Annotated in this window: 10 protein-coding genes; 1 reads left to right on the top strand and 9 read right to left on the bottom strand. The window is 70.3% G+C overall.

What is annotated here, in order from left to right; translation table 11 throughout:
- Positions 1–154: 154 nt before the first annotated feature.
- The 9 genes from AB0I81_RS16590 to AB0I81_RS16550 all read right to left on the bottom strand — a co-directional run bounded on the left by AB0I81_RS16590 (position 155) and on the right by AB0I81_RS16550 (position 10,947).
- Positions 155–1,102: a Ppx/GppA phosphatase family protein gene (locus AB0I81_RS16590; protein WP_360656842.1), complete on the bottom strand. Its 948-nt coding sequence runs from the start codon at positions 1,100–1,102 to the stop codon at positions 155–157.
- Positions 1,093–1,581, bottom strand: a complete 489-nt coding sequence (locus AB0I81_RS16585; RefSeq protein WP_360657199.1) for a DUF501 domain-containing protein — start codon at positions 1,579–1,581, stop codon at positions 1,093–1,095. The genes AB0I81_RS16590 and AB0I81_RS16585 overlap by 10 nt, the downstream gene beginning before the upstream one ends.
- A complete protein-coding gene (locus AB0I81_RS16580) occupies positions 1,571–1,987 on the bottom strand; it encodes a septum formation initiator family protein (RefSeq protein ID WP_360656840.1) in 417 nt (138 codons plus the stop codon). Before AB0I81_RS16580 ends, AB0I81_RS16585 begins: the two co-directional genes overlap by 11 nt.
- Positions 1,988–2,052: 65 nt before the next feature.
- Entirely contained in the window at positions 2,053–3,330 is a 1,278-nt protein-coding gene (gene eno / locus AB0I81_RS16575) for a phosphopyruvate hydratase (RefSeq protein WP_360656837.1), read from the bottom strand.
- A 90-nt stretch (positions 3,331–3,420) separates the two neighbouring features.
- On the bottom strand, positions 3,421–5,301 hold the full coding sequence (locus AB0I81_RS16570) for a serine/threonine-protein kinase (protein WP_360656834.1): 1,881 nt from the start codon (positions 5,299–5,301) through the stop codon (positions 3,421–3,423).
- 92 nt (positions 5,302–5,393) lie between these two features.
- Positions 5,394–6,338, bottom strand: coding sequence for a MazG family protein (locus AB0I81_RS16565; RefSeq protein ID WP_360656830.1), 945 nt, complete (start codon positions 6,336–6,338; stop codon positions 5,394–5,396).
- Positions 6,339–6,340: 2 nt separating this feature from the next.
- On the bottom strand, positions 6,341–6,949 hold the full coding sequence (locus AB0I81_RS16560) for a SurA N-terminal domain-containing protein (RefSeq protein WP_360656827.1): 609 nt from the start codon (positions 6,947–6,949) through the stop codon (positions 6,341–6,343).
- Between the two features lie 29 nt (positions 6,950–6,978).
- The gene (gene mfd, locus AB0I81_RS16555) at positions 6,979–10,467 is read right to left on the bottom strand and encodes a transcription-repair coupling factor (RefSeq protein ID WP_360656824.1); all 3,489 of its coding nucleotides are present in this window, start codon (positions 10,465–10,467) and stop codon (positions 6,979–6,981) included.
- Between the two features lie 117 nt (positions 10,468–10,584).
- A complete protein-coding gene (locus tag AB0I81_RS16550) occupies positions 10,585–10,947 on the bottom strand; it encodes a signal peptidase I (RefSeq protein WP_360656821.1) in 363 nt (120 codons plus the stop codon).
- A gap of 62 nt (positions 10,948–11,009) precedes the next feature.
- Between AB0I81_RS16550 and AB0I81_RS16545 the strand changes: the two genes are divergently transcribed.
- Positions 11,010–11,729, top strand: a complete 720-nt coding sequence (locus AB0I81_RS16545; protein ID WP_360656818.1) for a class I SAM-dependent methyltransferase — start codon at positions 11,010–11,012, stop codon at positions 11,727–11,729.
- The last annotated feature ends 52 nt before the right edge of the window (positions 11,730–11,781 follow it).

The raw sequence follows: 11,781 nt of genomic DNA, 5'->3' as shown, positions 1-11,781 counted from the left end.
GTGAGGGAAGAGACGCGCTCGGGAACGGTCGCCACGCCAGCGCCTTTCGCGCATAGCGATATGACAAAGTCCCCGTTATGCCCCTTTACCTAAGCACAATACTGAATGAGTGCTCAACACGGCCTGTGGATCGGAAATGTCCGGATTTCTTCAGCTATCCGGCGAGAGACCAGGCGATTCCATCGAGGATGTCGTGTTCACTCACGACGACCTGCGAAAACGCGAAACGACGGACGATCCGGTCAAGAATTAGCGCACCCGCGCCAATCACGTCAACCCTCCCGGGATGCATCACCGGAACCTCGGCACGCTCACCATGGGTCATCGCGAGCAACCGCCGCGTCACGTCGTGAACCTGCTCGGCGGAGATCCGCGCGTGGTGAATGCGCTCCGGCTCGTACGCGGGCAGGTCGAGCGCGATGCCCGCGACCGTCGTCACCGAACCGGCCAGCCCCACCAGCGTGTGCGCCCGCCTGACGGGAACCTCCGCCTCGACCCGGTCGAGCGCGGCCTCGATGTCGGCCACCACGGCCTCCAGGGCCCGCGCCGACGGCGGGTCACCGGCCTCCCGCAGGTGCCGCTCGGTCAGGCGCACGCAGCCGATGTCCACCGACAACGCGGACTCCGCGTGCTCGGCGCCGACCACGAACTCCGTGGAGCCGCCGCCGATGTCCACCACCAGATAGGGCGGCAGCGGGCCCTGCGGCACCTCGGTCTCGGGCGACAGGCGCAGCAGGCCCCTGGTCGCGCCCGTGAACGACAGCTCCGCCTCCTCCGACCCCGAGATCACCTCGGGCTCGACCCCGAAGATCTCCCTGACGCCGTCGACGAACTCCTGCCGGTTGGCCGCGTCCCTCGTCGCGCTCGTGGCCACCACGCGCGTCGCGGTGGCGCCGTGCCGCTCGATCAGCTCCTGGTAGGCGCGCATCGCCTTGAACGTGCGCTCCAGCGCGTCGGGCGCCAGCCTGCCCGTCCTGTCCACGCCCTGGCCCAGGCGGACGATCTCCATCAGCCGCTCGACGTCGCTCAGTTCTTCGGAGCCGACGTCGGCGATGAGCAGGCGTACGGAATTGGTGCCGCAGTCGACGGCGGCTACACGCATGGTCCGTCACTCCACCAGTCGGGGAGGGCATCGAGCGCCTCCCTGCCGAACGGGTTCACTCCGGGAGCCGCCAGCTCGTGGGCCACGAGCGCGTGCAGGCACTTGACCCGCTCCGGCATGCCGCCCGTGCTCTGCATGTCGCGCGGCAGCGGCTCCAGGCCCTGCGCGCCGGCGGCCTCGTCCCGCCTGGCCACGTAGTCGTCGTGCGCCGCCCGGTAGGCCGCCGCCAGGTCGGGCTCGGTGGCCAGCCTGGCCTGCATCTCGCGCATCAGCCCCGAGCCCTCCAGCGTGCCGATGGCCGAGGCCGCCTTGGGGCAGGTCAGGTAGAACAGGGTCGGGAAGGGCGAGCCGTCGGGCAGCCTGGGCGCGGTCTCCACCACGTCGGGATTGCCGCACGCGCAGCGGTGCGCCACCTCCCGCAACCCCCGGGGCGGCCGCCCGAGCTGCTGCTCGACGACCTCGACGTCCTTACTGTCCAACACTTTCCTTCCCCGTCACGGCCCTGCGGCCGGTGCCCTTGTCGGCGGCCTCCACCGACTCCCAGAGCGTCTCGTACCACGGCGGCACCGCCGCCTGCTGTTTCACGGCCGTCTGCTGTTTGCCCTGCTCCGGCTCCATCACCACGTAGCACTTCTCGCCAGGCCCGCAGTAGTGCAGCCGTTCCTTGGCCGTCTTCTTGATCCAGTTGGGATCGTCGCTCTGCCGGTCACGGGCCAGCAGCGACTGCTTCTCCGCCTCGACCCTGGCCTTCTCCGCGCGCAGCTCGGAGATGCTGCGGCGCAGGCTGATGTACTCGCGCACAGGGTAGGCCAGGCTCATCGCGATCGCGCACACCACGACTGCCAGGATGGCGGCCCGCCCGGTGAGCTGCGGCCTCTTCGCCAATTGCTGCACACCCCCTCAAGTACGGCTCGCGACCGGATTCGGGGCGCCGCGAGCCGTACTCGAAACTAGCGCCGGAAACGCGGGAAAGCCGCGCGACCCGCGTAGCGGGCGGCGTCATCGAGAAGCTCCTCGATGCGCAGGAGCTGGTTGTACTTCGCCACCCGGTCGGATCGGGCAGGGGCGCCCGTCTTGATCTGACCGCAGTTGACCGCCACCGCCAGGTCGGCGATCGTCGTGTCCTCGGTCTCGCCGGAGCGGTGGCTCATCATGCAGCGGTAGCCGCTGCGGTGGGCCAGGTCCACGGCGTCGAGCGTCTCCGACAGCGTGCCGATCTGGTTGACCTTGACCAGCAGGGCGTTGGCCGCGCCGTCCCTGATGCCGCGCTCCAGCCGCTCGGGGTTGGTCACGAACAGGTCGTCGCCGACCAGCTGCACCTTGTCCCCCAGGGACTCCGTGATGGCCTTCCAGCCCTCCCAGTCCTCCTCGTCGAGCGGGTCCTCGATGGAGACGAGCGGGTAGTTGGCGACCAGGTCCTCGTAGAACGCGATGAGCTCGCGCGCCGACAGGCCCTTGCCGTCGATCGTGTAGACGCCGTCCTTGTGGAACTCCGAGGCGGCCACGTCGAGCGCCAGCGCGACGTCCTCGCCCGGCACGTAGCCGGCCTTCTCGATGGCGACCAGGATCAGGTCGAGCGCGTCGCGGTTGGAGGGCAGGTTGGGTGCGAAGCCGCCCTCGTCGCCCAGGCCCGTGGCGTAGCCCTTCTCCTTGAGCACGCCCTTGAGCGCGTGGTAGACCTCGGTGCCCATGCGCACGGCCTCGCTGAACGTCTCCGCCCCGATCGGCGCGATCATGAACTCCTGGATGTCCACGTTGGTGTCGGCGTGGGCGCCGCCGTTGAGGATGTTCATCATCGGCACGGGCAGCAGGTGGGCGTTGGGGCCGCCCAGGTAGCGGAACAGCGGCAGCTCGGCGCTGTCGGCGGCGGCCTTGGCCACGGCCAGCGAGACACCCAGGATGGCGTTGGCGCCCAGCTTCGACTTGTTGGGCGTGCGGTCCAGATCGATCATGATCTGGTCGATGATGCGCTGGTCCTCCGCCTCGACCCCGCTGATCTCGTCGAAGATCTCGTCCTTCACCGCCAGGACGGCCTTCTCCACGCCCTTGCCACCGTAACGCTTGCCGCCGTCACGCAGCTCGACCGCCTCGAACTGGCCGGTGGACGCCCCGCTCGGGACGGCCGCGCGGCCGGTGCTGCCGTCGTCGAGCACGACCTCGACCTCAACCGTGGGGTTGCCCCGGGAGTCGAGGATCTCGCGAGCGTATACGACCTCGATGGTAGCCACGGGATGCGCTCCTAAATCGAAAGTGATAGGCGGTCAGAGCCTATCGGTACGGCCGCGTACCGGGTCGGGGCGGTCTGCGGCCCACCGGGCTCACTGGGTGTGCTCGTCCAGGTTCCAGGCCCGCATCTCGCCGTCGATCTCGGCCACCAGCAGGCCGTCGCCCACCGCCAGCGAGTCCACCTCGATGCGCGGGTCCAGCAGGGTCCGCCGGCCGCTGCCGTCGGCGTTCCACATGGTGAGGCCGCGGCCGCCGGTGGCGATCAGATTTCTGGTGTTGTTCACCGACGTGACGCCGACGCCCGCCGTGCCCGTGGTGAAGCCGCGTACGTACTTGCCGGTGCCCAGCTGGTACAGGCCCGTGGAGTCGCCCACCGTGATGGCGACCAGGTTGCTGCCGACGGTGGCCAGCGAGCGGACCTCGCCCTTCCCGATGACCTTGTTCGCGCCGCCGAGCACGCCGTTCAGCGTGCCGATCAGCGGCCGGCCGGTCAGCCCGTTGAAGCCGAGCGCGGTGATCGGGCCGCGGGCCTGCTGCGGCTCGCCGATCATGCGGCCGGTGTCCAGGTCGAGCGGGACGACCCGGCCGTTGGGACAGGCGACCACGGCGACGGCGTGCTCGCGCCACCTGGCCAGGCTCATCCGGGCCGCGCCCGTGCAGACGCTCTGCCACCTGTCCTGCTTGGGCCGGCCGATCCGCCAGCGCCGCAGGATGCCGTCGGCGCCCGTCCAGACGACGCTCCGCTTGCCGCCGACCGTGGTCAGCCCGATCGAGGTGACGGGGGCCTTGCCGGGGTTGGCCAGGTTGTCCACCATCTGGCCGCCGCGGGCCTCCCACACGTTGATCGTGTTGTTGTTCCTGTCGGCGTAGGCGACCATGGGCGAGCTCCCGTTGTACCCGATGGCCATGACCTCGACGTCCGAGCCCGCCCGGGGTGCGAATGCGGGCCCGAGGTCGTCCGCGTACCGCTCGCCCGCGGTCACGGTGGTGGACGGGCTCGCGCCTGAATCCGGCAGGAGCAGGTCCTGCCACAGGAGCGTGGTGACCAGTCCGACGGCGACCAGCGCGCCGGCGATGGCCCACCTGGAGCGTTTGCCGGCCAAGGACCGCCGCCTCCCACCCCGGCGCCTGGCGGGTGTCGTGTGCGGGTTCGGGGCCGGTGCGGGCGTCGTGTGCGGGTTGGGGTCCGGCTCCAGTGAGGCGGTCTGGTCGGCCCGCCTGAGCAGGCGCTTGAGTACGTCGTCCGTCGTCGGCCGCACGGCCGGGTCCTTGGACAGGCAGGCGCGCAACACCGACCGCAGCGGCTCCCCGACCGCTCCGAGCTCCGGTTCGGCGTTCAGGATGCGGTTCATCACGGCGGGGATCGAGTCGCGGCCGAACAGCGGCTCCCCCGTCGCGGCGAAGCCCATCGTGGAGGCCCAGCTGAACACGTCGGAGGCCGCCGTGACGTTCTCCCCGGCGATCTGCTCGGGTGCCATGTACCCGGGCGTCCCCACCACGCTGCTGGCCGTCGTCGTCGCGTCCATGGCCTTGGCGATGCCGAAGTCGATCACCCGTGGCCCGTCGGGGCCCATCAGGATGTTGCTCGGCTTGAAGTCCCTGTGCACGATCCCGGCCCCGTGAATGGCGCTCAGCGCGGTGATCGTGCCCACCGCCAGCCGTTCCAGCTCACCGCCCGACAGGGGCCCGGCGGTCATCACCTGCTCGTGCAGCGACGGTCCTTCGATGAACTCGCTGACGATGTACGGCCTGCCGTCGACCAGCCCGCTGTCCAGCACGTTCGCCGTGCAGAACCCGGCCACCCTGGCCGCCGTCGCGCTCTCCTGGAGGAACCTGCGCTCCGCGTGCGCGTCGCCGAGCAGCCGCGCGTGCAGCACCTTGACGGCCACCCGCGCTCCCCCGGCGTCCCGGCCCAGGAACACCGAGCCCTGCCCGCCGTCCCCGAGGCCGCCGAGCAGGCGGTACCCGGCCACTTGCCGTGGCTCCCCCGCGTGCAGCGGTCTCAGCTCCACCGATCCCCCCGGTCGCGAAGGTCAGCCCCCTTTCGCGACGTGTAGCGTCAAACTCAGTCGGTGGGCTCCGACGACTCCCACGTACGCACCCGATCCCGGTACGACCGCGCCGCCCCCCGCAGCTCGGCCTCCGCGTCCAGCCCGGCCTCGGCCGCCCGGCGCACCAGGTCGAACAGCTCGCGCGCCACCCCCTGCCCGACCGCGGCCGACAACGACTCGGGCGCCCCCGCCCGCTCGGCCCTGCGCAGCAGCTGGGCGGCCAGCGACAACGCCGGCTGCCCCATGGGGACCCCGTCGAGCGCCGACGACTCGGTGCTCTTGGCCGCCCGCTCGGCCGCCTTGATCGCCTCCCAGTTGTCGTTGACCTCCTCCGCGCTCTCGGCGCGTACGGAGCCGAAGACGTGCGGATGGCGGCGGACGAGTTTCTCCACGATCCCGGCCGCCACGTCGTCCATGTCGAAGCCCTCGGCCACCCGCGCGTGGAAGACCACCTGCAGCAGCAGGTCGCCCAGCTCCTCGCGGAGCGCCGGATAGTCACCGTGCTCGATGGTCTCGAGCACCTCGTAGGCCTCTTCCAGCAGGTACGGCACCAGCGTCTCGTGCGTCTGCTTGCGATCCCACGGGCACTCGGTGCGCAGCCGTTCCATCACCGCGACCAGGTCGAGCACCCGCGCGCCCGGCAGGTCGTAGGAGCCGGGCAGCACCTCGATCAGCGGCGGGTCCGCCAGCGCGACGGCGGCGTGCCCGACGGCGCGCATGAAGTCCTCGCCGTCCTGCTCGGCCAGCCACACCACGGTCTCGGCGGCGGCCCGCGACGCCAGGGCCTCCGGGTCGGGCCGGACGACCTCCACCACGATCCCGGCCTCGGCCAGGTAGGGCAGCAGCGGATGGACCTCGGAGCCGGTCAGCACCGGGCCCGAGCGCAGAGCCTGCCAGGCCTGATGGCTCAGCAGGCCCGGGGCGACCCTGGGCGAGGTGGTGACGACGATCAGCGCCACGCTCAGCCCTGGGGCTGCTGCTGCATCGGCTGCTGCGGCACCTGCTGGACCTGGCCGAACCTGCCGGTGTCCACGAACAGGGCCGGGTTCTCCTGCGTGCGCTGCGGGTTGAGCGTGCCGAAGCGCGGGTTGATGGTCGTCCTGATCGAGCTGAACTCCTCGATCAGCTTCTGCTGGCCGGCCTGGCCGTACTGCTGCTGCAACTTCGCCAGGCCCACCATGGCGCGGACGTACTCGCGGGCGTCGCTCGGGTTGACGGCGTTGGACAGCAGGTTCATCTCGGGCGACTGCTGCTGGCCCGGGTCCTTGAGCGCGGCGTCGATCTCGGTCTCGCTCACCGGCACCTTGTGGCGGGCCGCGAGCTGCCTGGACACGCTCACGTGCACCAGGCGCTGCAGCACGGCCTGGTTGGCCGGCACGCCGAGCGCCGTCTCGTCCAGGTTGACCCTCTTCAGCGCGGCCAGGTACGCCTGCGTCTCCTCGTTGAGCTTGCTCGTGGAGATGCGCTCATTACCCACCACGGCCGCGGCCCCGGCCTGCATGGGGGAGGAGCAGGCGGTCAGTGCCGCGACCGCCGCCGCGGCGGCGGCGACCACTCGTATCGACTTCACGTACGTCCCTTTCCGACCAGAAACCGCCGCTAGCTTACCCGGGTGGGTTCGAGGAACATCGCCTCGACCAGGTCACCACACCATTTGAGCAGATCGAGATCGCGCAACGGCTGCCCGCCCAGCGGCTTCGTCTTGGGCACCGGCACCAGCAACGTCTCTGCCGCCTGCTTGTATATCGCCTTCTTGTACAGCCGGTCGAGCCGGACCTGCTGCGACTCCTTCAGCCTGGCCGGGCCGAACTTGATGTTCTGGCCCTGCAGCGTGACGTCCGTGAGCCCGGCCGCGCGGGCCCTGATGCGGAACCTGGCCACCTCCAGCAGGTTGTCCACCTCCGCCGGCGGCTTGCCGTAGCGGTCGGTCAGCTCCTCGCGCACCTCCTCGATGTTGATCGGGGTGGCGATGGCCGCGATCCGCTTGTACGCCTCCAGCCGCAGCCGCTCGGAGGTCACGTAGTCGTGCGGGATGTGGGCGTTGATCGGCAGCTCGACCTTGACGTCCTGCTGCTCCTCCTGCACCTCGGCGCCCGACAGCTTGGCCTTCTGCTCCTGCACGGCCTCGGCCATGAGCCGGACGTACAGGTCGAAGCCGACGCCCGCGATGAACCCGGACTGCTCGGCGCCCAGCACGTTGCCCGCGCCGCGGATCTCCAGGTCCTTCATCGCGACGTACATGCCCGCGCCCATCTCGGTGTGCTGCGAGATCGTGGCCAGCCGCTCGTGCGCGGTCTCGGTCAGCGGCTTCTCCGGCGGGTAGAGGAAGTAGGCGTACCCGCGCTCCCTGCCCCGCCCGACCCGCCCGCGCAGCTGGTGCAGCTGCGAAAGGCCGTAGTTGTCGGCCCTGTCCACGATCAGCGTGTTGGCGTTGGGCACGTCGAGCCCGGACTCGACGATCGTGGTGGAGACGAGCAGGTCGTACTCCCGCTCCCAGAAGCCCACCATGATCTTTTCGAGCTGGTGCTCGTTCATCTGCCCGTGTGCGACCGCGATGCGGGCCTCGGGCACCAGCTCGCGCAGCCGCGCGGCCACCCGGTTGATCGAGGCCACCCGGTTGTGCACGAAGAAGATCTGCCCGTCGCGCATCAGCTCGCGCCGGATCGCGGCGCCGATCTGCTTCTCCTCGTACGGCCCCACGAACGTGAGGATCGGGTGCCGCTCCTCCGGCGGCGTGAGGATCGTGGACATCTCGCGGATGCCGGTCAGACCCATCTCCAGCGTGCGCGGGATCGGCGTGGCGGACATGGCCAGCACGTCCACCTGCGTGCGCAGGTGCTTCATGGCCTCCTTGTGCTCGACGCCGAACCGCTGCTCCTCGTCGATGATGATCAGCCCCAGGTCCTTGAACCTGACCTCCGGGCTGAACAGCCGGTGCGTGCCGATCACCACGTCCACCGCGCCGGAACGCAGCCCTTCGAGGGTGCCCTTGACCTCGCCGTCGGTCTGGAAGCGCGAGATCGGCTTGACCGAGACGGGAAAGCTGGAGAAACGTTCGTTGAAGGTGGACATGTGCTGCTGGACCAGCAGCGTCGTGGGCACCAGCACCGCGACCTGCTTGCCGTCCTGGACGGCCTTGAACGCCGCCCGCACCGCGATCTCGGTCTTGCCGTAGCCGACGTCGCCGCAGATCAGCCGGTCCATCGGGACGCCGCGCTCCATGTCGCGCTTGACCTCGTCGATGGCTTCGAGCTGGTCGCCGGTCTCGGCGTAGGGGAAGGCGTCCTCCATCTCCCGCTGCCAAGGCGTGTCGTCCCCGAAGGCGTGGCCCGGCGAGGCCATGCGGGCGGAGTAGAGCCTGATCAGCTCGCCGGCGATCTCCTTGACCGCCTTCTTGGCCCGGGACTTGGCCTTGCTCCAGTCGGCGCCGCCCATGCGGTTGAGCGTGGGCGCCTCGCCGCCGACGTAGCGGGTGACCTCGTCGAGCTGGTCGGTCGGCACGTAGAGGCGGTCGCCCTTGGCGTACTCGATGACCAGGTATTCGCGGGTGGCGCCCTGCACCGTGCGCTGCACCATCTCGATGTAGCGGCCCACGCCGTGCTGTTCGTGCACCACGTGGTCGCCGACCTTGAGCTGCAGCGGGTCCACCATGTTGCGGCGGCGCGACGGCAGGCGGCGCATGTCCTTGGTGGAGGCCTTCTGGCCGACCAGGTCGAGGTGGGTGAGCACGGCCAGCGAGGGCGTGATGAAGCCGTGCTCGATCAGGCCGGTCGAGACGTGCACGACCTTGGGCTCGGGCGCCTTGTCCAGGAACTCCCGCAGCCTGGCGGGCACGTCCACGCCCTTGAGCAGCTCGACCATGCGCTCGGCCGGGCCGTGGCCCTCGCTGAGCAGCACCACGGCCTTCTCGTCGGCCAGCCAGCCCTTGATGTCGGCCAGCGCCTTGGCGGTGTCGCCCCGGTACGCCTCGGAGTCGTGCGCCTCCAGCTCCACCCCGTTGCCGAACGGCGCCATCGTCCACCACGGCTGGCCCAGCGCGTCGGCGTGGCCGCGGATCTCCTCCAGCGAGCGGAACGCGGCCGCGCCCAGGTCGATCGGCGCCTCGCCGCCGGCCGCCGCGTTGATCCAGGAGGCTTCGAGGAACTCCTGCGAGGTGCGTACGAGCTCCTCGGCCCGCCCCCTGATCCGCTCGGGATCGCACACGAACACCGCTGACCTGATCGGCAGGTGGTCCAGCAGCAGGTCCATCTCCCCCGCCAGCACGGGCGCGAACGCCTCCATGCCCTCGACCGGCGAGCCCTCGGCGAGCTGGTCGAGCACCTCGGCCAGCGACGGGTGCTCCTCGGCCAGCTCCCTGGCCCTGGTCCTGACCTCGGCGGTGAGCAGCAGCTCCCGGCACGGCGGCGCGAACAGGCCGTCCTCGGCCGCCTCCAGCGAGCGCTGGTCGGCCACCTTGAACCAGCGGATCTCCTCGACGGTGTCGCCCCAGAACTCCAGCCGCAGCGGATGCTCCTCGGTCGGCGGGAACACGTCGAGCAGCCCGCCCCGCACGGCCACCTCACCGCGCTTCTCCACCATGTCCACCCGGTGGTAACCGTTGTTGACCAGGTTGGCCACCACGGCGTCGAGGTCGGCGTCGTCGCCCGCGCGCAACCGGATGGGCTCCAGGTCGCCCAGGCCCTTCACGATGGGCTGCAGCAGGGCCCTGATCGGCGCCACGATCACGCTGAGCGGCCCGGCGGCGGTGTCGCCCTTGACCGGGTGCGCCAGCCTGCGCAGCACGGCCAGCCGCTGACCCACGGTGTCGCTGCGCGGGGAGAGCCGCTCGTGCGGCAGCGTCTCCCATGCGGGGAACACCGCGACGGAATTGGGCTCGATCAGGCTGGTCAGCGCGGTGGCCAGGTCTTCCGCCTCACGCCCCGTGGCGGTGATGGCCAGCACCGTGCGCTGGTCGTGCGCGGTCAGCGCGGCCACGCCGAACGGACGCAGCGCGGACGGCGCGATCAGCGAGACGTCGCCGCCCTCTTCGAGAGCGGCGGTCAGCTTCGGGTCGGCGCGAACAAGGTCAAGTAGCCCGGAAAGACTCATCAGATACGCCCACAGCCCCACGACGGCAACACGACTACCCCCGGCCGTGTCAGGTCGCGGGGGTCTCTTCCCAGCCTACTCGCCGCCCGGCCCCGGCCGGTTACCGGTCGCGGAGGCTCAGCCTGCGCGGTAACCAGGCACGGAAGGCCAGCGCACGGTCAGGACAGTCGATGCCTCCTCCGCGCGCCAGGAGTGGTCGACGCCCTTGCCCCACACCACATAGTCGCCGGGCTCGGCCAGCAACACGCTGCGCCCCGGCAACTCCACCCGGAACCTGCCGCTGATCAGGATGAGCAGCGCCGTGCGCGCCTCCCCCTTGACCCACTCCAGCCGCTCGTCGCCCGGCGGATGCACGCCCCACTTGATCTCGACGTCGTCGCTGTGCCGCGGATCGCCGGGCGGTTTGAAGTGGCCGAGCAGCCATCCCCGGTCCCCCGCCGCGTCCAGACCGGCGTTGCCCACGTAGATCTGATCGCTCACGAGGCAGGACGCTAGCAGGGAAATGCATTACGTATGGGAAGTGAATGACTACTGTAGGTGACATGTCTGAGGTGCGATCGGTCGTTCAGCGAGGCGACCTCTTCGGTCATCGGGTCCGCGAGCACTGCGCGGGACAGCCGATACGGCGGCTCGACGTGCTGCTCGCCGGGTGCGCGCACGACGGGCCGCTGGTCCTGGAGCACATCGAGACCAGGGCCACGGGAGCCGACGAGGACCACCCCGCGATCAGGAGGGCACTGGAACAACGCGCCGACCTGGTCACCTGGCAACTCGGGGACCTGCGCTCGGTGCCGCTGCCGCCCAGGGGCTTCGACATCATCCAGCTGTCGTTCCTGCTGGAGCGCGTCAGCCACGCGGAGCTGGTCTTCGACCGGCTGCTGCAGTCGCTGCGGCCGGGCGGCCTGGTGCTGCTGCGCATGCGCGACCGAAGATCCGCCTACGGGCTGCTGGACCGGATCACGCCGTCCTGGTTGCGCCGCCTGCTCTGGCGCGGCCTGGTGAGATCCGGCGTACCCGGCCCGCTGCCCGCCGTGTACGAGCCCCTGGCGTCGAGCGACGGCCTGCACGCGTTCTGCCTGAGCAGGGGCCTGATGATCACCGACGACGAGCGCAACACCAGCGGCCCCGCCCGCGCCCGGGGGATCGGCGCCGTCGCCGTCGGGTTGATGTCCAAGCTGACCAGCGGCCGTTTCCCCGCCTCACACGATGAGATCACCATGGTGATCAGGAAACCGCAGCACCACTTCGCCCGGCTGCTCTAGGCGGACCCCAGGCGCAACAGGAGAGGGTCTAGCGACACACTGGTATCAGTCG

This window comes from Nonomuraea sp. NPDC050404 (assembly GCF_040655495.1).
Taxonomy (GTDB): domain Bacteria; phylum Actinomycetota; class Actinomycetes; order Streptosporangiales; family Streptosporangiaceae; genus Nonomuraea.
Note: the sequence above shows the minus strand (reverse complement) of the source record. Positions and strands in the feature narration are given on the sequence as shown.

Excerpts from the sequence above, each read along its gene's own strand:
- AB0I81_RS16590 (WP_360656842.1), bottom strand. The coding sequence starts at position 1,102 with ATGCGTGTAGCCGCCGTCGACTGCGGCACCAATTCCGTACGCCTGCTC.
- mfd (WP_360656824.1), bottom strand. The coding sequence starts at position 10,467 with ATGAGTCTTTCCGGGCTACTTGACCTTGTTCGCGCCGACCCGAAGCTG.
- AB0I81_RS16545 (WP_360656818.1), top strand. The coding sequence starts at position 11,010 with ATGTCTGAGGTGCGATCGGTCGTTCAGCGAGGCGACCTCTTCGGTCAT.